The organism is Cupriavidus pauculus (assembly GCF_008693385.1).
In the GTDB taxonomy this organism is placed as follows: domain Bacteria; phylum Pseudomonadota; class Gammaproteobacteria; order Burkholderiales; family Burkholderiaceae; genus Cupriavidus; species Cupriavidus pauculus_D.
The window spans coordinates 927073-950007 of sequence record NZ_CP044067.1; the positions used below are offsets into that span (position 1 = coordinate 927073).

Sequence of the window (22935 nt, forward strand, 5' to 3'; positions counted from 1 at the left end):
GCAGATCACCGCCCCACAACGTGGGGACCCAGATGGAAGAAAAGACCGCAACCCCGAATACCACCGCATTCAACAGCCGCATGCCACCAACCCAGGCACTCGCGCCCATGACATCGCCCCCTGTTAACGTTGCAAACCGTCACGACGGCAGCGTCAGCAATCGCCAGAAACGCCGTCCCACGGAACCGCCGCGCATGATCCAGCAGCGCCGAAGGTCCTTTGCCAGCGCCCCCAATAGCTGGTGGGATTCGCGAACCTTCGCGGTTCGGCGCAGTTGCAGGACGAACAACGTGGCCTTGCCGACGGACGCCGACTTGTGAAACGCGGTCAGCAGCTCGACCAGCGGCCGCAGCCACCCGTGCACGTCCACCTGACCGAGCTTGTCGAGCCACTGGCCCAATGCTTCGATATCGTTGTCCCGCGCGGCGTCGGCGGCGAGCCAGACGCCCGCGCTGCCGCCCCTTGGCTCCAGCCGATGCGACCGGGCCGCCACGTCGTGCGCGAGCCGAAGGTCGCCCTGATAACGCAAGGCGATGGCAAGGTTGTCGAGCGCCCAGTACGGTGCATCGTCGCGCATCCAGTCGTGCATCCAGCCGATCATCGCGGCATGGCGCTCGCCATTGATCAGGGCAAAGGACACCGCCCCCCAGCATTGCGCATCGCCACGCAGCGCGGTGTCGTACTGACTCATCAGCGTGGTGACGTGCCGCAGCTGCTTTGCGGCGCCGGCGGCTTCCACGACGGCGATCTTCAGATGATTCTTGCGGTCGGCCTCCAGGTACGGCGCCAGCCGCTCGATCAGCGCGGCATGCGGAATGTCGTACTCCATGCCGAGCCAATGCCGGCAAGCGGCAATCGACGCCTCTCCGGCCTTGCACCCATCGATCAGTGCGTCGCGCAACAACTGCTGCCAGATCCCCTGGGTCATCCGCTTGGCGATGTCCTCGAACAATCCCGCCTGCGCCTCGGGCGCGCGGACGAGCTCGTTCAGCGGCACCGGCACCCGGCTCGGCTCTTCCGCGAGCATGGCCAGGCGAACCTCGCGATACGCGGACGACGGCCCCGGATAGCGTGTGCGCAGCGTCGCGACGACCCGCCACGCGTCGTCCCACTCCGCGCTGTCGAGCAACAGATCGGCAAGTCCGAATGCCGCGAACTCATACTCGGGATCGATCTCGAAAGCCGTGCGATAGGCATCGATGGCCGCCTGCCACTGCGACTGCCTGCGCGCGGCATTGCCGACGTAGCCGTAACCGACGGCATAGCCCGGGTTGATCCGGACCATCTCGCGACCCGCCGCGCCGCTCTGATCAATCCGGTCGAGCTTGAGCGACGCGTCGGCAAGGTCCTGCCATAGCAGCACGTCGTTGGGCTCCTTCTCCAGCAAGGCGCGCAGTTCCGTGACCGCGCCCTCCCGGTTGCCCTGCCGCCACAGCACGTCGGGGCGACGCCGGCGTACGGCCAGCGGCGTATAGGCGCCCCAGGGACTGCTATCGATCGCCGCGAGCGCGTCATCCAGCCGCCCGAAGCGGATCAGCGCGTCGATGCGGCAGACATAGGCTTGCTGATTGCGCGGATCGAGGGCATCCGCGCGCTCGAGCGCGGCCAGCGCAGCTTCCGGCGTGCTCGTGTACCCCGCCACGCGAAGCCACACGTCGATATTGTCCGGCCGCGCCGCGGCCAGCGCCTGTGCCACATGCAAGGCCCGATCGGTCTGACCACGCTCGGCCGACCAATCCGCAAGCATCGTCCAGGCCTGCGCATGACCGGGCCAGCGCTGCAGCATTGCTTCGAGCCTGTCGAGCGCCTCGTCCTGCCGCGCCATTTTCCACAGTACGCGTGCGCGCAGCACCTGACATTCGGCACTCTCGTCGCTACGCGACTGCGGCGCATCGAGCAGCACCAGCGCGGCATCCGGATCGCCGTTCTCTCGCAGGGCAATCTCGACGAACAGCCGAATCGGCCAGTCCCACGCGGGGGCGATCTGCAGGGTACGCCGAAGGCCCGCCATGGCGCCATCGAAGCGACGCCGGTTGGCATCGACACGCGCCTTCTCGTAATGGACTCGCGGCGTGAGCGGAAAGCGCTCGATCGCCGCGTCGAGGATCGCGGCCGCATCGTCGAATCGCTGCTTGTCGGCGTGCTGCAAGGCAAGCGCGACCCACGTGGTCCAGAGGTCGGGCCGCCATTCGCGGAATGTCTCGAGCTCGCCGGTCAGCGCCTCGTCGGTGAAGACGCGCGTGCCGAGTTCCTGATACGTCAGGACGGTCATGCCCTGCGTAGCCTGTTCGCGCAGCTGGTCGCCCGCGAAACGCAAGGCCTCGCGCCGGCCCTCGAGCCCGGGCTGCGTCCGAACGAAATCGACAAGCGCACCGATGTCGTCCACCGAGCGGCGCAGCGCTTCGCGGTACTGTGCGTGCGCCTGTTCCATGTCGCCCTGCAACTGATGCAGGTACCCCAGCAAGGCATACGAGCGCGAATGATTGGGCGCCAGCTCGCGCGCGAGCCGCGCGGCGCTCGTGGCATCTTCCATGCGCTGCTGGGCCGCCAGATTCAACGTGAGTTCCCGCTGGAACATCGCATGACCGGGATGCAGCGACAGCATGTGCCGCAGCACATCGTGACGCTCCAGCAGGACGTCCGCCGGCAGGCGCTGCAGCAACAATTCGTGCAGGCCGACCGATGCGGGATGACGCTCGCACAATGCACGCAGATACCGAAGCACTTCGGCTTCGCCGGAACGCGCGCCGAGGATATCGACGGCGATATGCCGCAAGCCGATATTTAGCGGATCCTGCTCGCAGGCAAGCGAGATGGCATCCCATGCCTCGTCGAGCCGGTTGTCATGCCGCGCCAGCCGCGCCACCACACGCAGCCGGCTGATCTGGCTCGCGTACCCGCCGGCCTCGGCCAGCAACGTACGCGCGCGCTCGACCTCGCCATAGGTCAGCAATCGCTCGGCATAGGCATGCCGCAGCAACGCGTCGTCGGGCCGTCGCGCCATCGCGCGTTCCAGCACGGCGAATCCTTCCGGCCCGCGCTCGAGGCTGTCGAGCTGATTGAAGTAGTTGATGGCGGGTGCCGACGATCGCGCGCCAAGGCGTTCCACCCGTTGTGCGAGAAACTCGAAACCATCGCTGGCGCGGCCCAGACCGACGCAGGCCTGGAAGTAGGCCACGGCATGATCTTCGTTGAACTCGCCAAGGCACGCCGCCGCGCGATAGTGAGCGAGCGCGGCATGCTTGTCGCCCGCGACCCAAAGCGTCGTGGCGCGCGTTCGCCACGCTTCCGCGTCGGAGGGCTGCACACGCAGCGCACGCCGGACATTCCGCTCCGCCTGCGGCAGCAGGCGCGCATCCGACGTCTGCAATTGCGCCAGACGCGTCAATAGTTCGGCATTCCATGGCTGCCTGGCGACGCCGGACTCGATCAGCCGCATGGCGGCCATTCCCTCGCCGAGCGATTCGAGCAGCCGCGACTTGTAGAACACGAGCGACGGCACTTCGCCGAAGCGGGCAATAAGGGCATCGGTCCGCGCAAGCAACGCGTCGGTGCTGCCGTCGTAATGCGCGAGGCCGCGATAGCACCAGTCGGTCAGCCAATGGTCGGGCGCCCGCGCGTTCTGGGCCTCTGTCACCGACGCCGCCGTCTCGCGATCATGGACCTCCAGCGCGCGCATCGTCGCGTAATAGCTGTCCCAGCTCTCCGCATCGGGCAACACGATGCCATCGAGGCGATACACGGCCTCCTGTGGAATCAGTACCATGCCGCGCGGGCCGCTGAACCGGTTCTGCTCGAACAGCGGCTCCGGATCGAACTCGCCGAACACGCGCTGGAACGGATCGCGGATCAGCAGCGTGCCACGCAAGGCGTCGTAGCCGATCACGGCCTGGAGGTGTCCCGAACTCACGAACTGGGTGGTGAGCGTGAACGGGATGCCCGCGTCGATCAGCCGCGTGGCGACCTCCCAGTTGACGGTGAACTCGCGCGTCACGAAGCCATGACGCTCGGCCCAGGCGCGTTCGCTGGGCGCGGGGGTACCGTCGTAGCAGATCTCTTCGGCAATCTCGACGTGTTCGGCACTCCGCCCCCAGTAGCCCGCGATGGCACTCAATGTCGCGGGCGCACAGGTCTGATGGTGCTGGCGGACAAAGCCCACGTGCAATTGCACCCGGCGCGGCGCCTCGCCCCCGGCGGCAACGGCGTCGAGCTTCTCGATCAGACGGGCATGGAACGGCTGATCGGCGAGTCGCCGGCTGACGGACGCCGCCTCCTCGTACCGGCCCAGCCGCAGCAGCGTATCGGCTTCGTTGGCATCGAACCACGCCCGGTGAGCGCGCACCGCCCGCGGTGCGAAGGCCCTGCTTCGGTGCAACGCGGCGAGCGCTGCCTCGTGGTCTTCGAGTTCGGTCGCGACAAGATAGCGTTGCGCTTCGACGTCCGAGCTTTGCATGCGCGCCGATGCGTCATCGAGCAAACGCAGCGCTTCCCTGTCGCGGCCGGTCAGCGTGTAAAGGTGCGCGGCGGACTGGATGGCGGAGCGGAAGTTCGGGTTCAGCGCGCATCCGCGCTCGGCCATGCCGATGGCCTCGGCATAGCGATCCTCGCGCTCCAGCACGGACGCGTGCTCCACATGGATCCACGGAGAATCTGGCCAGAGCCGGTGCGCCTCTTCGATCAACGCGCCCGCGCGCGCCCAGTCGCGCTGCAACGCCGCCAGATTGGCCCGATGGGCGAGCCATTCGGCGCGCTGCGGCGCAGTGGCATGGTCGGGCAGCGCATTGCGCTCGCTCCATTCCCAGCCGCGATAGTGGCCGTAGCGATCGGTGATCGTACGCAGATACGCCACCATCGCGTCGGGATCGGACGGATGCCGCCGCCACAGGAGCTCGATCAACGCATCGCCCCGTCGCCGGCCGCCACAATGACGCAAAACGCGCGCGGCGAGCACGCATGCCGAAGGAGTCGGATTGTCCTTCAGCCCTTCGAGCAGCGGTAACGCGTCGAAGCTGTTGCCATGGTCGGCAAGGTGAAGAATATGATCGTAAAGGTCGAGCGGGGCAGCTTGTGTCATGCGGCGCAGGTATCGACCGAAGGCCGCAGCCTAACCCCCAACATGACCCAGGCCCCTCGGTATTCTTTTTATGTTGGCCCTGAATCTACCGTAAGCCGCCACGAAAATGGTTGGATTCGCGCAATACCCCTCTAAATGATGGCCCCGTCAATGCGACGACACGTACATCGCGTCCTCGAACGCCTCCGGTACCGCAAACCCCTCGCGCATGCGCTTCGCTTCGGCGGCCGGCGTCAGGCCGAATAGCCGCTTGAACTCCCGGCTGAATTGGGATGGGCTCGTGTAGCCCACCGCGACGCTCGCGGCCTCCGCGGTCAGGTCCTGCCTGACCATCAGCAGTCGCGCCTGATGCAGCCGCGTGGACTTGACGTACTGCATCGGCGAGACCTGCGTGATGGTCTTGAAGTGGCTATGGAAGCTCGGGACGCTCATGCCCGCCTCCTCCGCCAGCTGCGACACGTCCAGCTGTTGCGCGTAGTCGGCGTGGATGCGCCGCAACGATTTGCCGATGCGGCCGAACTGGCCTTTCATCGCCAGCGCCTGCCGCATCGCGCCGCCCTGCGCGCCCGTCAGCACGCGGAAATAGAGTTCGCGCAGGAGGCCCGGACCCAGTATCGCCGCCTCCAGCGGATCGGCCATCGCTTCGAGGAAGCGCAGCACCGACGCCTGCATCGCGCCGTCCATCGGCGTCGACATCATGCTCTGCGGCGATTGATCGCGCGCGGTCGCGCCTTCGCGGTCGATCTGCGTCGCCAGTTCGGCGGCCATTGCGAAATCCAGATGCAGGTACAGCGCCAGCAGCGGCCGCTGCGGCGTGGCGTCGGTTTCCATGCTGAACGGCACGGGCACCGAGACGGCGAGATAGTGGTCCTGATCGTAGAGATACAGCTGGCCGCCGAAGTATCCCCGCTTGCGGCCCTGGCACACGATCACGATGCCCGGATCGTAGAGCACCGGCGTGCGCGACAACGCGCGGTTCGAGCGCAGGATGCGGACGCTCGGCAGCGCCGTCAGGTTATAGCCCTCGTCGGGCGCCAGCCCGCGCAGCAGCGCAACCGTACGTTGGCGTATCTCGGGAGAGCGATCCGGCACACTCATAGTTTTATGCAAGAACGTTAGCGGAATTTGGCTTATTCGGCCTCGATCACTAGACTACCATGCACTCCATCCCCAATGCACAGGAGAAACGTCGATGGCTTCCAGCAAGATTCTGTTGATCACGGGCGTCAGTAGCGGGTTCGGTCTCGCACTCGCGAAAGAGGCGCTGGCCGATGGGCATACGGTCGTGGGCACGGTGCGCAGCGAGCCGGCCCGGCAGGACTTCGAAGCACAGGGCGCCGGCACCCGCGGCAAAGCCTTCGCCCGCGTGCTCGACGTCACGGACTTCGACGCCATCGACGGCGTCGTGGCGGAGATCGAGGCCAGCGTCGGCCCGATCGACGTGCTCGTCAACAACGCCGGCTACGGGCATGAAGGCATCATGGAGGAGTCGCCGCTGTCCGACATGCGCAGACAGTTCGACGTAAATGTGTTCGGCGCGGTAGCCATGATGAAGGCCGTGCTGCCATTCATGCGGCAACGCCGGCGCGGACATATCCTCAACATCACGTCGATGGGCGGCCATATCACGCTGCCCGGCATCACCTACTACTGCGGCAGCAAGTTCGCGCTCGAAGGCATCTCTGGCGCGCTCGGCAAGGAGGTGCAGGCGCTGGGCATCCACGTGACGGCCGTGGCCCCGGGCTCGTTCCGCACCGACTGGGCCGGACGTTCGATGGTCCGCGCGCCGCGTTCGCTGCCCGATTACGATGCCATTTTCGATCCCGTGCGCAAGGCGCGCGAGGAAAAGAGCGGCAAGCAGCTCGGCGACCCGAAGAAGGCCGCGCGCGCCATGCTCGCGGTCATCGCGTCGGACCGCCCGCCCGCGCATCTGCTGCTCGGCAGCGATGCCCTGGCCCTCGTGCGCAAGGCACAATCGGCGCTCGACGAGGAGATCCGCGCGTGGGAGGCTGTGTCCGCATCGACCGACGGCTGACAATAAAAAAGCCGCGACCTCGCGGTCGCGGCTTCCGTCACATCGGCGAGCGTAGCCGACCCAGGATCAGACCTTGGTCGTCTTCACGCTCGTGGCATCGGCCGTCAGGTAACCCACGGCGGCACCGAAGCGATCCTTGTAGTTCGCGCGGATCAGCGGGTCCAGCGTGGCTTGCACCTTGGCATGCAGGCCGCTCCAGTCACCGGCGTGCTGGAAGTTGCTCATGATGTAGGTCCAGCCGTTGATCTCGTCAACAGCGTGCAGGCCCGTGGCTTCCGCGCCGGCCGGCGTGGAGAGCAGGCGCGACAGCTTCTTCGTGTCGACGTTGTACGCCCACAGGAAGTTGTTGACGTGCTGGCCGCTGTCTTCGCCGATGAACAGCGTGCGCAGCTTCTCCGAGAACTTGAGGTTGTCGGGATTGCCGATGGTTTCCGGATCGGCCGTATTGCCCAGTGCATCGGCGGCGATATCCTTGCCGACGATCAGCGCGCTGGTCTGCATCGGCACCCATTCGCTGTTGATGGCCGCGCCGCTCGTGTCGACCTGGCCGCCAGCCAGCTTGTGCTGCATCACGCCACCGGCGTTCAATGCAGCGGGCACGCCGATATTGCTCTGCGCGTTCCAGCCCTTGGCATTGTTGATCACCATCGAATCGACGATGTTCTGCAGCGCCGAGTAAGCGATCTTGTCCCGGATGTTGACCGTGGTGCCTTCCATCTTGGTGAAGCCCATGCTGCCACCGGCCAGGTACGCATAACGGTGCGTCTCCAGGAACGCGGCCACGCGCTCCTTGCCCGGGACGATCTTGACCCACTGCGCCACGCCACCCGAGAAGATCTTGGTGTAGCTGGTGTCGCCGGGGTCGGCCCACTTGACGTCCATGATGTCGGTCGGGCGGTGCGACTTGGCCATCGCCTCCACTTCCGCGCTGGTCGCGTGACCCAGCTTGATCCACTTCAGCGGCGCCGGCGTGGCGGCCGGGTCGATCGAGAAGCCCGAAACGACCTTGGCCACGTAAAGCGTACCGGCGGAGAGATCCTTCTCCTTGTCGGCCACGAACATGAACATGCCGGAGTTGGTCGCGTCGTCGCCCATCAGCACCGTGCGCTGGTCTGGCATCACCTGCACGAGCTCGTGCGAGATACGGCCCAGGCAGTAGTGCTTCTTGATGGAGCCCGTACCGTCCGGGTTTACCGTGACTTCCGGCAGATGCCCGTACAGGTACGGGTTCAGCGGAATCGACGCGTTGCCGTACAGGTTCTTGGCGAACGCGGCGTACTGCGTGAGGTTGGCGGCAACGGTCGTGAACGCGTCCGGCTCGTACTCTTCGCTCGACAGGTGCGTGTTCCACGGCGACAGGCTCGCGCCGCACGTGATCCACAGGCCGTTGGCGCTCGACGTATCCACGTTGTGGTACTTCACGAGCGTCAGCTTGCCGGTGGTCGGGTTCTGGTCGAGCGTAAGCACGGCGATCGGCGACGGCAGGCAGCCGTACGTGCTGACCAGGGCCTGGTCACGCGTCGTGTATTCGAACTGCACCACCGCGAACACGGTGTTGCCCGTCACGCCGGCAACCTTCGCGCCGTCGATCTTGAGCAGCGACGTGCCGTCCGGAGAGTCCGAGAAGAACTGGCGTTCCTTGCCGGCCACCGATGCGTCGATGATCGGCTGGTTGTTGATGTCGAAGTAGCCGCCCGACAGGATCTGGCCGCCATTGCCGTTGGGCACCATGTCGCCCGTGACGAAGAACGGCTGGTAGGCGAGCTTGAAGGTCTGGCTCGAACCGTCGGTGAAGGACACCTTGAGGCTCGACCCCACCGTCGTGGTGGCCATCGAGGCCGGGTTCGCCAGCGTCGGCGCGGGCATCGCGGTGAACTCGGCCTTGTCGAACGCCGGCGTTACCGGATTCGTCGGGTTGTTGGGCGTGGTGGGCGCGGTCGCCGCATCGTCGCCGTCACCGCCGCAACCGGCCAGCAGCGAGGTGGAAACGAAACCGAGCGGCAGCATCGGCGCGCCGGCGAGGACCTTGAGTGCCTTGCGGCGGGAAGCATCTGGCTTATCGGACATGCTTTCTTTCTCGTATGTTGTACGCACGCAGCGTTGCACCGCGTCGCGGGGAAGTGTGGACGACCAAAACATCCATCAGGCCGACGCGGATGCTAAGAAGCTTTTGTGACAGGACGTTGAACCTGAGTGGATTTCAAGACATCCGAACGCTGGCGCCCCGCTCCCCACACATTCGAGACACGCAAAAAAAAAACCGCGACGCATGGGCCGCGGTGGTGAACTTGCCGAGACGGGCGACACCCACATGTCGTCCGCCAGCCCTTGCCTGGGGCGCTCGGCGGGTTGGCAGAGGTTCTTGCCAGGCCCAAATATTACGGCGTATTAATGACGGTCCCATGACATCGTGTCATGACAACGCATCACCTCAATATCGCCCATATGGACGAGACTCAGGCCCCGATCGGCTTGCCTTGCTTGTGGCGGATGACCACGGTCGAGGAGCGCGACGGCAGCACCGGATCCGGCCAGTTGCCATTCGGCTGGCCCGTTCCCGTCGGGTGCTGGATGTTGATGAAGAACGTCGTGAGGTCCGGCGTGTAGGCGATGCCCGTGATCTCGCAACCGACCGGACCGACCAGAAAGCGCTTGACCTCGCGCGTGGCCTGATCGATGTAGTGCATCGAGTTGGCGCCGAAGATGTTCGTCACGCTCGTGCCCGTACCCGCATCGGTCTGCACCCACAGGCGGCCCTTCGGATCCACGCGAATGCCATCGGGGCTGGAGAACGTCGCGCCCTTCATATCGCCCTTGAGGTTCGCGGCCGCAATCGACGGATCGCCCGCGAGCAGCAGCAACTCCCACGTGAATGTCGTGGCCAGCGGCGAATCGCCCTGCTCGTGCCAGCGCACGATATGGCCATGCGAGTTGTTGACGCGCGGGTTCGCGGCATCGGTCACCTGGCGGCCGCCGTTGTTGGTCAGCGTGCAGTAGATCGTGCGGTCGATGCCCACCGTGATCCATTCCGGGCGATCCATCAGCGTGCCGCCCGCAACGCGCGCCGCCGCCTTGGTGTTGATCAGCACGTCGGCCTGCGTGTTGAAATCGATGTTGGCCGGCGTCTGCGGACCCTGCGTGGTGTTGCCCGGGTCGACCGCGCCCGCCACCAGGCCGTTCATGCCCTGCGTGAGCTCGATCCAGTTGCCCGTGCCGTTGGCATTGAAGCGCGCCACGTAGAGCTTGCCGGTGTCGAGCAGGTTCGCGTTGTTCAGGCGGTTGGTCGCATCGAACGCGGCGCTCGGAATGAACTTGTAGATGCAGCCCGGCGTGCCGTCGTCGCCCATGTAGAACGCCACGCGGTTCGACGCATCGGTCATGAACGCGGTGTTCTCGTGGTCGAAGCGGCCCATTGCCGTGCGCTTGACGGGCACGCCCGGCAGTTCCTGCTGCGGATCGATCTCGACCACCCAGCCGTAGCCGTTGTCGGGCTGCGTCGGGTCGAGGTAGTTGTCCGTGGTTTCCTCGCACGTCAGGTACGTGCCCCACGGCGTATGACCGCTCGAGCAGTTGTTGAGCGTGCCGACGACCGTCGCGCCCACCACGCTCGCCGCGGGACCGGACACGCGATAGATCGTGTTGCCCGAGTAGCGCTTGTTGTAGAGCGAGTTGCGCTTGACCTGCCATTTGCCGGCCACGAGTTCGATCTCGATGACCGACACGCCCACCGACGACAGCGCAATGCGCTTCTGCTCCGGCGTGGCGGTGGCCGCGTTGTAGGTGCCGCCCGGGAACAGGATCAGGTTGTCCATCGCCTCGTGGTTCATCACGAGCAGGCCACCCTTCTGCGGATCGACGCCAGGCAGCGTGAAGTAGTGCATGCCGTCGTGATTGCCGCCGGCCTGCTGCTCGGTTTCCATCGAGGTCTGGAACGCGCCCTTGTAGCCCGCGGCACCTGCCGTCACCGGATCGCCGGCCGAGAACAGGACTTCCACCGAGTACGTGTCAGGCACCTGCACGGTGTTCGGCGTGAGCTTGGACGCAAGCGGCTGGAAGTTGACGCTGTAGTCGAGCGGCTGCACGGGCGCCGGGCCCGGCGCGGGCACGGGGGCCGGTGCGGGGCTCGGTGCGGGCGCGGGATCGTCATCGCCACCGCATGCGGCGAGCAACCCGCCGCTGCCGAATGCGGTCAGCAGCGAAAGTCCGAGGCTGCCGCGCAGCACCTTGCGGCGTTCGGGATTGGCGGCAACGATTTCCTCGAGGCTCTGGCCCGGGACCGTGACAACGCCTTGCGCTTCGCGGCGCGGGGCGCGAAGCTTGTCCGTGATGTACGACATGAATGTCTTCTCCTTGTGGGGTCGGTGCGATTTACCGGCCCCGATACTAGGGACATCACATGTCGGTTTCGTTACAGCATGACTGCAATACCAGTCATCTGCGGATTCAACGCTGCAGATGGCTGCGCAAGATCTCCATGCCCTCGAGCAATTCGCCAACCTGCGCATCGGTCAGATCGCAGGCGCGTTCGAATGCGGCATCGACCTTGCGCGCCTTCTCGCGCATGGCCTGCCCCGCCGGGGTCAGGCGCAGCGACAGGCTGCGTTCGTCGCCGGGCGTGCGCTGGCGCGTGACGAGCCCCGCGGACTCGAGGCGCTTGAGCAGCGGCGTCATCGAGCCCGAGTCCTGCCCCAGGCGCGCGGCAAGGTCTTTCACGGCGATACCGTCCTGCTCCCAGAGCACCACCATGGCGAGGTACTGCGGGTACGTGAGGCCGGTTTCCTCGAGTAGCGGCTTATAGGTCTGCGTCATCGCCAGCGAGGTCGAGTAGATCAGGAAGCAGAGGCGCTGATCGACGGGGCGCAGCCTGGGCGCGGCCTTGGAGGCGGGGTTGTTGGCGGGCTTGTTGGCGGGGTTAGAGCGGGGCTTGTCGGGGGTCATGGGCGGAATGCGGGAATGTTCCCAAAGCATAGTGCACACAAATATTTTGCGCAATAACTATTGACGCGCTAATTGTTAGTGCACTAATCTTCGTCCGTCAGTTCCTTTCTCCAACCCGTCAAAAAGGATTCGCAATCATGGACCGTGTCGCCCGCTTCTATCGCACCACCACCATCGCCCTCGCGGGCGCCGTCGCAGCCACCGCGTTCTCGCTGGCCGCCCGCCCGGCGGAAGCCGCGGAGCCGGCCAACGGCAAGACCATCGTGCTCGTGCACGGCGCGTTTGCCGATGGCTCCAGCTGGAACAAGGTCATCCCGACGCTGCAGCAGCGCGGCTACAAGGTCGTGGCCGTCCAGAACCCGCTGACCTCGCTGGCCGACGACGTGGCCGCAACCAATCGCGTGATCGATGCGCAGAAGGGTGACGTCGTGCTGGTGGGCCACTCGTGGGGCGGCGTGGTGATTACCGAAGCCGGCAACAATCCGAAGGTGAAGTCGCTCGTGTACGTGGCCGCGTTCGCGCCGGAAGCGGGCCAGTCGGTGGCCGACGCCTCCAAGTCCTACGCGCCGGCACCGGGCCTGAAGAACCTCGTGGCCGACAGCGGCGGCTTCCTGACGTTGACCGACGCCGACTTCAAGACGTACTTCGCGCCCGACGTGTCGTCCGCCGAGGTCAAGCTGATGGCCGCGACGCAGGGCCCCGTGCAGTCGAAGGTGTTCGGCGAGAAGATCGGCGACAGCGCCGCGTGGAAGAACAAGCCGTCGTGGTTCGTGCTGGCGCAGAAGGACCAGATGATTCCGCCGCAGCAGCAGGCCGATGACGCGCAGAAGATCCACGCCACCGTGGTCAAGGTCAACGCGAGCCACGTGCCGATGGTCTCGCAGCCGAAGGCCGTGGCCGACGCGATCCTCGCGGCCGCCAAATAAGTCGCCGGCACCAGCAATCGGCACCAGCAGCCGGTACCAGCAACTGGTACCGGCTGCCCCGTGATTTCCGGTAAAATTCTGCGCGCTTCCGGTTTCAGTTGGAGGAATCCTCCAAGAAACCCCGCCGTTAGAGGAGCGGCAACCCGCTATGGCGCTTCACCTCGCGCAGACTCAGAATCGACTCCACCGATGTCACCCCGGGCAGCGTCCGGATGACATCGCGTACGAACACGCCATAGTCGTCCAGATCGCGTGCGACCACGGTCAGCACGTAGTCGGCGGTACCCGTGACGTTATGGCAGGCGACGATGCGCGGAATGGCCTGCACCTCGCGCTCGAAGCGATCCGACAGCTCGCGGTCGTGCACCCCGAAGCGGATCTGCGTAAAGGCCATCAGGCCGAGGTCGAGCGCCTTCCGCGAGAGCGTGGCGCGATAGCCTTCGATGAAACCGTCGGCTTCCAGGCGCCGGAGCCGGCGCGCGCATGGCGTTTCACTGAGACCCACCGAGTCCGCCAGACTCGCGTTGGTGATACGGCCGTCCGCCTGCACGGCCTGCAGGATCTCCCGATCGATGCGGTCAAGGTCCATCTTGGCATTACCCCCCGTATGTTTTGCCGAAAGGGTAGCGCATCGGTCGCCTGAGGCCATGCCATAAATCAATGGTCCCCACTTCTTTCCAATACGTTTGGCACCGGTCTGTTGCGGAAAGCAGACGACTGGGGACCATTTAATTGCGGTTTATCCGTGATGAACCGCGGACATTGAGTTGAAACGGGAATATGTCATTCTTTTCCTATTGAAGTCGTCAATGCCTAGCGCTAAGGTTCGACCAAAATATTTTTCCGGCAGATATATGCAAAACAAAGCATATATCCACCACGCCCGTCACGGGAAGACAATGAAAACCAGCAAAACAGGTCAACGCGCCCCCGCCATGACCGCAGACACCGACACCATCCGCATCGCGGCCCACGTGCCCTGCCCCGCCTCGCCTGTTTTCGCGCGTCGCAACCGTCCATAGCCCTACCCGTTCCTGTAGCAAAACGCCGCATCGGCAGGCGCGCTCGCGCGCGGCTGCCAGTGCGGCATCGTTGGGCAGTGCGGCCACGGCGTGACGGGGTCAATCCGGCAAGGGTGCCTCAGACTACCCGGCCGGACACGCCAGGTCCTTGGTCGTGCTGTCCCGGATCCCTGTCTGGAGATTTACGTCATGAGCAGTGTCATGAATGATGGCGGCAGCGTGGCTTACGGCCACGCACCGTTTTTTTCAAAAGAGGCGACTTACGCCAAACCGGGTTTTTCCCGGTGGATGGTGCCGCCTGCCGCCCTCGCCGTGCACCTGTGCATTGGTCAGGCCTATGCGTTTTCGGTGTTCAATGGCCCGCTGTCCAAGGCCATCGGCATTACCGAGGCAGCGCCCGATGACTGGAAGCTGACCACGCTGGGCTGGATTTTCTCCCTCGCGATTTTCTTCCTCGGTATTTCGGCCGCATTCGCCGGCAAATGGCTCGAGCGCGTCGGTCCGCGCATGACCATGTTCACGGCGGCATGCTGCTTCGGCAGCGGCTTCCTGGTCTCCTCGCTGGGCGTGTACCTGCACCAGATCTGGCTGCTGTACCTTGGCTACGGGGTCCTCGGCGGTATCGGCCTGGGCCTCGGCTACGTGTCGCCGGTGTCGACGCTCATCCGCTGGTTCCCGGACCGCCGCGGCATGGCGACCGGCATGGCCATCATGGGCTTCGGCGGCGGCGCGATGATCGCCGCACCGTTGTCCGTGGCGCTGATGAACTACTTCAAGAGCGCGACTTCGGTCGGCGTGGCGCAGACCTTCCTGGTACTGGGCGTGGCGTACTTCATCTCGATGACCATCGGCTCGCTGGCCATCCGCGTTCCGCCCCCCGGCTGGAAGCCGGAAGGCTGGACCCCGCCGCAGACCACCAGCAAGATGGTCTCGAAGAACCACGTGCATATCGATCAGGCCCTCAAGACGCCCCAGTTCTATCTGCTGTGGCTCGTGCTGTTCCTGAATGTGACCGCCGGTATCGGCATTCTGGGCCAGGCTTCGCTGATGATTCAGGAAAGCTTCAAGAGCACCGTGAATGCGGCTTCCGCCGCCGGCTTCGTCGGCCTGCTGTCGCTGTTCAACATGGGCGGCCGTTTCGTCTGGGCCTCGTCGTCGGACTTCCTGGGCCGCAAGAACACGTACTTCGTGTTCTTCGTGCTGGGCGCGATCCTGTACTGGCTGGTGCCCGAGCTGGGCGCCTCGGGCAACATCGTGCTGTTCGTGCTGGCCTACTGCGTGATCATGTCGATGTACGGCGGCGGCTTCGCGACCATCCCGGCCTATCTGGCCGACATGTTCGGCACCGCCTACGTCGGTGGCATCCACGGCCGTCTGCTGACCGCCTGGGCCGCCGCCGGTATCGCCGGCCCGGTGATCGTGAACTACGTGCGCGAGTACCAGGTGTCGCAAGGCGTGGCCGCCGCGCAGGCGTACACGATGACCGTGCACATCATGGCCGGCGTGCTGGTGGTCGGCTTCCTGTGCAACCTGCTGGTGTCGCGCGTCAACGAAAAGCACCACATGAGCGACGCGGACGTGGCACGCATGGGCGGCGCCGCCGGTCCTGCCCACTAATCCGCAACCACCCTATCAGGAGCGAATCGACATGGAAAACAAGACTGTCGAAACCAACAAGGGCCTGCTGGCGGCGTTCTGGCTGTATGTCACGATCCCGCTGTGCTGGGGCGTGTACAACACGATCCTGCAAGCGACGAAGCTGTTCCAGTAACACGCTTCCCCGTCTTTGACGAACAGCCGGCCTCGCGCCGGCTGTTTTGTTTTTGCACGGACGTTGAATTCCGCACTGTGCGATCATCCGTTGCTCGAATGACCCACTTTATGGAGTTCGCATGAAAATCGATCTCTCCGGCAAGACGGCCCTCGTCACGGGTTCCACCGCGGGCATCGGCCTTGCCTCCGCCAAGGGCCTTGCGGCCGCTGGCGCGCGCGTCATCATCAACGGCCGCAGCGCGGCCGGCGTGGAAAAGGCACACCAGACCATCGCCGCGGCCGTGCCCGGCGCGCAGGTGGTCGGCTTTGTCGGCGATTTGTCGGAGCCGGCGCAATGCGAGAAGATCGTGGCCGCGCACCCCGACGTCGATGTGCTGATCAACAATCTCGGGATCTTCGAGTTGAAAGACTTCTTCGACATTCCGGACAGCGACTGGGAACGCTTCTTCCAGGTGAACGTGATGAGCGGTGTGCGGCTGTCGCGCGCGTACGCGCAGGGCATGGCCGCACGCAAGTGGGGCCGCATCGTCTTTATCGCGTCGGAGTCCGGTTTCAATATTCCCGTGGACATGGTCCACTACGGTTTTACCAAGACCGCCCAGATTGCCATCGCGCGCGGGCTGGCCAAGCGTCTGGCGGGTACCGGCGTGACGGTCAACTCGGTGCTGCCGGGGCCGACGCTGACCGAAGGCGTGGCGGCGATGCTCAAGGACGATATCGCCCGCACCGGCAAGAGCCTCGAGGAAGCCGGGCGCGACTTCGTGATGGAGCACCGCAGCACGTCGCTGATCCAGCGTGCCGCGAATGTGGACGAGGTGGCGAACATGGTCGTGTATGCGAGTTCGCCGCAGGCGTCGGCCACGACGGGCGCATCGCTGCGCGTCGATGGCGGTGTCGTGGATCTCTTGTGAGCGGTTCAACTTGAAATACGTACGCCTGCCCGCGCTTGCGCTGGCCGCACTGACTTTCGTCGGTGTCGCCAGCGCCGCGGAACTGAAGATCAATGCGGTCACGCTGACCACGCAGCAACTGCTTGCACGCCAGGACGCGAAGACCATCACGGTGCCCGGCGATGTGTCGTACCACCGCACGATGACCTATCGCGCGGTGCCGCTGCGCGCGTTGCCCGGTATCGACAGGCTTGGCAAAGAGGAAGACCTGCAGATTGCCGCGACCGATGGATACGTGACCAACCTGCCCCATGCGCTGGTGGCCGGGGTCTCCGCCAACAGGCGCGGCAAGGGCGCCGAGCCGTGGCTCGCCATCGAACCGCCGGACAAGCCGTGGCCGCGCGCAACCGATGGCAAGGCGACCGGGCCGTTCTATCTGGTGTGGCTGCATCCCGAGGCTTCGGGCGTCAAGAGCGAACAGTGGCCGTTCCAGATCGGGTCGATCCGCACGGTGTCCGCGCGCGCGGGCAAGTGGCCGCAGATCGCGGTCGGCAGCGAAGTGCCGGCCGACTCGGTCATCCGGGTCGGACAGTCTGTCGTGGCCACGCAATGCATGGTGTGCCACAAGCTCAACGGCGCGGGGGACGCCACGCTGGGCCCCGACCTCAATGTGCCGCGCAGCCCGACCGAGTATTTCCAGCCGGGCGTACTGCGCGAGTTCATCCGCAATCCGCGCGCGATTCGTGCATGGCCGGGTATGCAGATGCCGAGCTTTCCGCCGTCGAACCTGAGCGACGCGGACCTCGATGCCGCGATTGCCTATCTGTCTTATATGGCGCAGCGGCGCAAGTAACCCGGGATTAGCGTCTCAGGGGCTCAGCAGCTTGCCCGTCCGGTAGGCACGCGAGCCCGAGACACGCCCGATCTGGTCGCCCGGCTTCACAAAGCGCACCTCGCGCCCCATGTAGAACACGCCTCCCGTGTGGCTCTCCATGGTCGTACGCGTGCCATCGACCGGGTCGACGATATCGAACAGCGCCTGCCCGGGCCGGACCGTCGAACCCACCGCGGTGCGATACACGAGGATGCCCGCCACCGGCGCCACCAGCTGTTCGCTGCCCGCCAGCGGCGTGGCCGGCTGCAGCAGTGGCGGCAGCGGCGGCGCCTCGCCGTCGATGATGCCGACATACGTCAGATATGCGATCAGCGCATCGGCATCCTGCCGCGCCAGCGCGTCCGTCACGTCCCGCTGGCCGCGGTGTTCCACGGTCACCGCCACGCTGCCATGCGGAATCGGATAACGCTCCCCGAACGCCTGCTGGATCTGATACCACGTGTAGCTGTGCGCCTCGTCGAACGAGTACGCGCCCGAGTCCAGCGCAAGCAGGCTCGCGGTCGCGCCCAGATAGCGCGCCAGCGGTTCCACTTCGCGCCAGATCGCATCGCCGGTGTAGACGTGCATGCCCGCCTCGCGCGAGCAATGCAGATCCAGCACATAGTCGGCGTCATGCGCGAGCAGCATCAGCGTCTGCTGCAGCGACGCGAACGCCGATACCGGCTTGCGCGCGAGCAGCGCCTCGCGCCACGCGGCGCGCACGATGCGCAGGTTTTCCTGGCCATTCTGCGTCAGCTGCTCGGCAATCGCGGCGCTGACCTCGGTGGCTACCATCGGAAAGTCGCGATTGAAATTCTTGCCGCTCGTCACCTCGAAGCGGCCGATAAAGTTGCCGAGGACGCCCTGCGCGAGCCCGATCGGATTCGCGGCCGAGACGAGCACGACCTCTCCGCGCACGCGCCCCGCCTGCTCGAGCGCCGCGAATTTCTCCTTGAGCACCGTCGCCGTGAGCATTGCGGGAATCTCGTCCGCATGCAGGCCGGCCTGCAGATAGACCTTGCGGCCGCCCCCCGGCTCGCCAAAGTGGTGGCTCACGAGTTCGAGGGACACGCCGGGCGACGGCGACAAGAGGGGATGGGTCTGGCGTTTCATCGCGGATTTGGGTATCGTATTGCTTATTGTATTCACAAAATACTTTAAGCATCGTATCACCGCGCCTTCATGCCGACAACCGCCTTTCCAGTCATGGACGACTTCGACCACCAGCTGCTGGGCCTGCTCCGGGCCAATGCGCGGGCCAGTGCCGCCCTGCTTGCCCATCGGCTCGGCGTGGCGCGCACCACGATCGCCAACCGTATCGCCCGGCTGGAAAAGGCGGGCATCATCGTCGGTTATACGGTGCAGGTCCGGCCGGAAGCCCAGCGCGACGCGATTGCCGCGTGGATGAGCATTGCCGTGGAAGGAAACCAGGCGCGCGAGGTCATCGCGCGCCTGCTGGGGGAGCCCGGCGTCTCGGCGCTGCACGACACCAATGGGCGATGGGACCTGCTGGCGGAAGTCCGGGCGCCGTCGCTCGACGGGCTGGCGTCCGTGCTCGAGCGCGTGCGGCTGATCCGTGGCATCAGCGCCACGGAGACCAGCATCCACCTGACGAGTTACAAGGCGTCCTGAACGGACGCCGCCTGCGCGGACTGCGGCTGCGCCGCGGGCGACGCCTTGAGCTTGCTCGCCACTTCCAGATGCTTGCGCATCAGCTCGGCCGCCCCCTCTCGATTGCCGGACTCGAGCGCCGCCAGAATGCCCAGATGCTCGTGGCAACTGATCTCCACACGCCCGCTGCCGTGCTTCCAGTCGTAGTTCGATAGCCGGCGGATGCGGTTCAGGCGCCGGATCGCATCCACATAGAACCGGTTGCCCGAGGCAATGGCCAGCCCTTCATGGAACGCCGCGTTGGTCTCGAAGAACGCGATCGGTGACGCCTCCGTCCACGGCTGCGTGAGGAACGCCGAATGCTGGATGCGCATACGCGCGGCCCAGTCCGGCGGCAGCACGAACGACGGCTCCAGGATCGCCGCAGGCTCGATCACGAGCCGGAACCGGTAACTCTCCAGCCGCGCCTCGCTGTACCAGACCGCGTCCTGGAACTTCCACCGGTAGCCGAGCCGCCGCTCGACGATACCGAGGTCCGCGAGCCGCACCAGCGCCTGCTTGATGGTCACGCGCGTCTCGTTGTAGCGCTCCATCAGGTCGCGCTCGGAGACCTCGTCCGGCAGCGACTTGCGCTGGCGGTCATGCGCGATGCGCGCGAGCAGCTCGTCCTCGTCCGCCGGCACGGGCGTCTCCGCCTCCGCCACCGGCGGCGGCGCCAGCAGCGCCACGCCCTTGTTGCGGCGCCGTTCGACAAAGCCCTGCGCCTCCAGCTGGTCCAGCGCCGCACGGATCGGCGTGCGCGAGACCCCCAGCGACTCCGCCAGTTTCTGTTCGTTCAGACGATCCCCGGCCTCCAGCGACTCGTCGCGGATCCATTGTGCGATGCGGTCCTGCAATGCCAGGCGCGTGCGGCCAGAACCCTCCGCGGGCGTTTCGTTTGGAACGCTGTTCGGATATTCCATTGATTTTTTTGTGTTACCAAAATACACTTTGAATCCTACACACAACCATAACGCGACTCCTGACCTCTCCCGCCGTACCCTCCGACCATGACCGAAAACCGACAAGTCGCACCCGCTCCCGAATGCCCGCTGATCGAAGTCAGCGGGCCGCCGCGCGAGCGTGGCCGCCAATATGGCGAGCAAGCCGCAACGCGCATCAAGCGTGGCATTGAACATTACTCCCGCCAACTGGAGAACAACAAGCTCGGCTGGCCGGAGCTCCAGAAGATCGTGGCCACGTTCGAGCCGACCATCGCCGCATTCGACGCGAGCTATATCGACGAGATGCACGGCATCGCCGAGGGTGCCGGCGTGGAATACGCCGCCGTGGTCATGCTGAACGCCCGCACGGAAGTCCTGAAGCTGGCCGACCGCATGCGCAACAAGCAGCCGGTGCCGATCGATCCGGACGGCTGCACGGGCGTGATCGCCCTGCCGGAAGCCACCGCGCACGGCCGCGTGATCCATGCCCAGAACTGGGACTGGAAGGCCGAGTGCGCCGAGTCGTCGGTCGTGCTGAAGGTGCATCGCGAAGACGGGCCCGACTACCTGACGTTCACCGAAGCCGGCGCGCTCGCGCGCTCCGGCATGAACGCGGCGGGCATCTCCATCACCGCGAACTACCTCGAATGCGAACGCGACTATCGCACACTCGCGGTACCGCTGGCACTGATCCGCCGCAAGGTGCTGGAGCAGAAGCGCCTCGCGCTCGCCATGCAGGCCGTGTACGTAACGGCCAAGTCCGCGGCGAACAACATCATGGTGGCGCACGCCGGGGGCGTGGCCATCAACTTCGAGTGCGCGCCCGACGAAACCTTCCAGGTCCAGCCCGAGCGTGGCGTCGTCGTGCATGCGAACCACTGGCTCAGTCCCGTCGCGCTGACCAAGCTGCGCGACCTCGGCATCCAGAAGATGCCCGATTCGCTCTATCGTGACGAACGTGTGCGCCAGCTCGTGACGCCGCATATCGGCAAGATCACCGTCGATACGATCAAGAACGCATTGTTCGACGATTTCGAGACGCCGTGGTCGGTCTGCCGTCCGCCGCGTCCCAATACCAGCAACAACCTCTCCGCCACCGTTGCGATGATCGTGATGGAGCCGGAGCTGGGTTCCATGGAGGTGTCGATGCTGCCCGCGCTGTACCCGAGTTTCACCAGGTTCCATCTGGAGATGGACATTCAGCAAGCCACCGGTCGATGACGGTCGCGGGAGGAGACAGCATGGCACACGCGACGAAGTTGATATTGGCCGCTGCGGGCCTGTTCACGCTGACTGCGTTCGCGCAGCCGGCACAGGACACGCTGCGCGTGCGGCTCAATGCCGATATCCGCTCGACCGACCCGGGCATCAACCGCGACGTCAATACCGACGCCGTGGTGGCCCATCTGGTCGAGGGCCTCGTCGCGTTCCGCGAAGACACCTCGGTCGGCCCCCTGCTCGCGCAGAAGGTCGATGTGTCCGCGGACGGACTCACGTACACGTTCACGTTGCGTCCGGGCCTCAAATTCCAGAACGGCGCGCCGATCACCTCGGACGACGTCGTCTTTGCATGGCACCGTTACATGACCCCCGCGAACAACTGGCGCTGCCTCTCGGAGTTCGATGGCCGCGGCTACGCGAAGGTGGTCAACGTGGCGGCGAAGGATCCGCTAACAGTGGTCTATACGCTCGACAAGCCGTCGGCGCTGTTCCTGAAGACGCTGGCGCGGCCCGACTGCGGCGGCACCGGCATCTATCACCGCAGTTCCATCGGCCATGACGGCAAGTGGCGCGAGCTCGTCGGGTCGGGCCCCTACAAGCTCGCGGACTGGAAGCGCGGCCAGTATCTGGAGCTCCAGCGCAACCCGTACTACCAGCCGCTGCCGGGCAAGCGCGACGGCAACACGGGCAACAAGACGCCCGAGATCGCCAGGGTCCGCTTCATGGTCGTGCCCGATCCGTCGGCGGCCAAGGCCGCGCTGCTGTCAGGCAATATCGATGTGATTCCCGACGTCGAGGACAACGACCTGCCCGACTACCGCGAGCGCAAGGACATCCTGCTGGACAGCACGCCGACGATGAGCCAGGCCGGCCTGCTGTTCCAGACGCGCGACCCCGTGCTCAAGGATGCGCGCATCCGCCGTGCGATCGCGCTGACGCTCGACGTGCCCGAGCTCGTCGATGCGGTGACGGGCGGCAACTCGAAGGCGAGCCGGTCCGTGATTCCGCGGCCGAGCCCGTTCTACGGGAAGCCGCAGGCCGTGATGCCGGGCCGCGATATCGCCGCGGCGCGCAAGCTGCTGAACGATGCCGGCTACCGTGGCCAGACCATCAAGATCCTGACGACCAAGCGCTACAACGCGCTGTTCGATATCGCGGTGCTGACGCAGGCCATGGCGGCGGAAGCGGGCCTGCGCGTGGACGTGGAAGTGCTCGACTGGGCCACGCTGCTGGACCGCTACACGCGCGGCGACTATCAGGCCATGGCCTTCAGCTACTCGGCCCGTCTGGATCCGTCGCTGTCGTACGAGATGATCGTCGGGCCGAAGGACAAGCAGCCACGCAAGGTGTGGGAGAACCCCGAGGCGATCCGCCTGCTCAACGAGAGCATGAACGAGAGCGATCCCGCGCGGCGTCAGGCCGCATTCGACGCGCTCGAGGCCCGCATGCGGGAAGACGTGCCGGCCATCTTCGTCTACTCGGAAACGCGTACGAGCGCGGCCCGCAACTATGTGAGCAACTTCCACGGCTGGCCGCTGGGACAGCCGCGCGCGTGGCGCGTCGCGTTCGCCAGCAACAAGTAACCGGA

General features: G+C 65.4%; 17 protein-coding genes. 9 read left to right on the top strand and 8 right to left on the bottom strand.

Going from position 1 to position 22935, the window contains the following annotated elements:
- Positions 1 to 139: 139 nt before the first annotated feature.
- Positions 140 to 5074 (bottom strand): tetratricopeptide repeat protein, encoded by a 4935-nt coding sequence (locus FOB72_RS22505; RefSeq protein ID WP_150374912.1) that lies wholly within the window; start codon positions 5072 to 5074, stop codon positions 140 to 142.
- Positions 5075 to 5221: 147 nt separating this feature from the next.
- Positions 5222 to 6172, bottom strand: a complete 951-nt coding sequence (locus FOB72_RS22510) for an AraC family transcriptional regulator (protein WP_150374913.1) — start codon at positions 6170 to 6172, stop codon at positions 5222 to 5224.
- 94 nt (positions 6173 to 6266) lie between these two features.
- Between FOB72_RS22510 and FOB72_RS22515 the strand changes: the two genes are divergently transcribed.
- Positions 6267 to 7109: an oxidoreductase gene (locus FOB72_RS22515; protein ID WP_150374914.1), complete on the top strand. Its 843-nt coding sequence runs from the start codon at positions 6267 to 6269 to the stop codon at positions 7107 to 7109.
- A 66-nt stretch (positions 7110 to 7175) separates the two neighbouring features.
- Here the strand turns inward: FOB72_RS22515 and FOB72_RS22520 are convergent, their stop codons facing one another.
- From FOB72_RS22520 to FOB72_RS22530, 3 genes are all read right to left on the bottom strand, one after another.
- Positions 7176 to 9176 (bottom strand): PhoX family protein, encoded by a 2001-nt coding sequence (locus FOB72_RS22520; protein ID WP_150374915.1) that lies wholly within the window; start codon positions 9174 to 9176, stop codon positions 7176 to 7178.
- 389 nt (positions 9177 to 9565) lie between these two features.
- Positions 9566 to 11446 (bottom strand): PhoX family protein, encoded by a 1881-nt coding sequence (locus tag FOB72_RS22525; RefSeq protein WP_150374916.1) that lies wholly within the window; start codon positions 11444 to 11446, stop codon positions 9566 to 9568.
- 106 nt (positions 11447 to 11552) lie between these two features.
- Positions 11553 to 12047 carry a MarR family winged helix-turn-helix transcriptional regulator gene (locus FOB72_RS22530; protein WP_150374917.1) on the bottom strand — a complete coding sequence of 165 codons (495 nt, stop codon included), beginning with the start codon at positions 12045 to 12047 and terminating at the stop codon, positions 11553 to 11555.
- 137 nt (positions 12048 to 12184) lie between these two features.
- Here FOB72_RS22530 and FOB72_RS22535 point away from each other — a divergent pair, with 137 nt between their 5' ends.
- Complete coding sequence (locus FOB72_RS22535) at positions 12185 to 12973, top strand: alpha/beta fold hydrolase (protein ID WP_150374918.1); 789 nt, start codon at positions 12185 to 12187, stop codon at positions 12971 to 12973.
- A gap of 127 nt (positions 12974 to 13100) precedes the next feature.
- Here FOB72_RS22535 and FOB72_RS22540 read toward each other — a convergent pair whose 3' ends face one another.
- Positions 13101 to 13562 carry an Lrp/AsnC family transcriptional regulator gene (locus FOB72_RS22540; RefSeq protein ID WP_150374919.1) on the bottom strand — a complete coding sequence of 154 codons (462 nt, stop codon included), beginning with the start codon at positions 13560 to 13562 and terminating at the stop codon, positions 13101 to 13103.
- Between the two features lie 622 nt (positions 13563 to 14184).
- Between FOB72_RS22540 and FOB72_RS22545 the strand changes: the two genes are divergently transcribed.
- The 4 genes from FOB72_RS22545 (at position 14185) to FOB72_RS22560 (ending at position 17511) form a co-directional block, all read left to right on the top strand.
- On the top strand, positions 14185 to 15612 hold the full coding sequence (locus tag FOB72_RS22545) for an OFA family MFS transporter (protein WP_150374920.1): 1428 nt from the start codon (positions 14185 to 14187) through the stop codon (positions 15610 to 15612).
- 31 nt (positions 15613 to 15643) lie between these two features.
- Entirely contained in the window at positions 15644 to 15766 is a 123-nt protein-coding gene (locus tag FOB72_RS22550; protein ID WP_150374921.1) for an oxalate:formate antiporter, read from the top strand.
- Positions 15767 to 15887: 121 nt separating this feature from the next.
- A complete protein-coding gene (locus FOB72_RS22555) occupies positions 15888 to 16679 on the top strand; it encodes an SDR family NAD(P)-dependent oxidoreductase (protein WP_150374922.1) in 792 nt (263 codons plus the stop codon).
- Positions 16680 to 16689: 10 nt separating this feature from the next.
- Positions 16690 to 17511, top strand: a complete 822-nt coding sequence (locus tag FOB72_RS22560; protein WP_223851754.1) for a c-type cytochrome — start codon at positions 16690 to 16692, stop codon at positions 17509 to 17511.
- Between the two features lie 15 nt (positions 17512 to 17526).
- Here the strand turns inward: FOB72_RS22560 and FOB72_RS22565 are convergent, their stop codons facing one another.
- Positions 17527 to 18645: a succinylglutamate desuccinylase/aspartoacylase family protein gene (locus FOB72_RS22565; protein ID WP_150374924.1), complete on the bottom strand. Its 1119-nt coding sequence runs from the start codon at positions 18643 to 18645 to the stop codon at positions 17527 to 17529.
- A gap of 93 nt (positions 18646 to 18738) precedes the next feature.
- Here FOB72_RS22565 and FOB72_RS22570 point away from each other — a divergent pair, with 93 nt between their 5' ends.
- Positions 18739 to 19164 carry an Lrp/AsnC family transcriptional regulator gene (locus tag FOB72_RS22570; RefSeq protein WP_150377336.1) on the top strand — a complete coding sequence of 142 codons (426 nt, stop codon included), beginning with the start codon at positions 18739 to 18741 and terminating at the stop codon, positions 19162 to 19164.
- On the opposite strand, the gene FOB72_RS22575 is transcribed toward FOB72_RS22570, so the two are convergent.
- Positions 19149 to 20105, bottom strand: coding sequence for a GntR family transcriptional regulator (locus FOB72_RS22575; protein ID WP_150374925.1), 957 nt, complete (start codon positions 20103 to 20105; stop codon positions 19149 to 19151). The two genes, FOB72_RS22570 and FOB72_RS22575, sit on opposite strands and share 16 nt — an antisense overlap.
- A gap of 87 nt (positions 20106 to 20192) precedes the next feature.
- Here FOB72_RS22575 and FOB72_RS22580 point away from each other — a divergent pair, with 87 nt between their 5' ends.
- A complete protein-coding gene (locus FOB72_RS22580; RefSeq protein WP_150374926.1) occupies positions 20193 to 21347 on the top strand; it encodes a C45 family autoproteolytic acyltransferase/hydolase in 1155 nt (384 codons plus the stop codon).
- 20 nt (positions 21348 to 21367) lie between these two features.
- Entirely contained in the window at positions 21368 to 22930 is a 1563-nt protein-coding gene (locus FOB72_RS22585; RefSeq protein WP_150374927.1) for an ABC transporter substrate-binding protein, read from the top strand.
- The last annotated feature ends 5 nt before the right edge of the window (positions 22931 to 22935 follow it).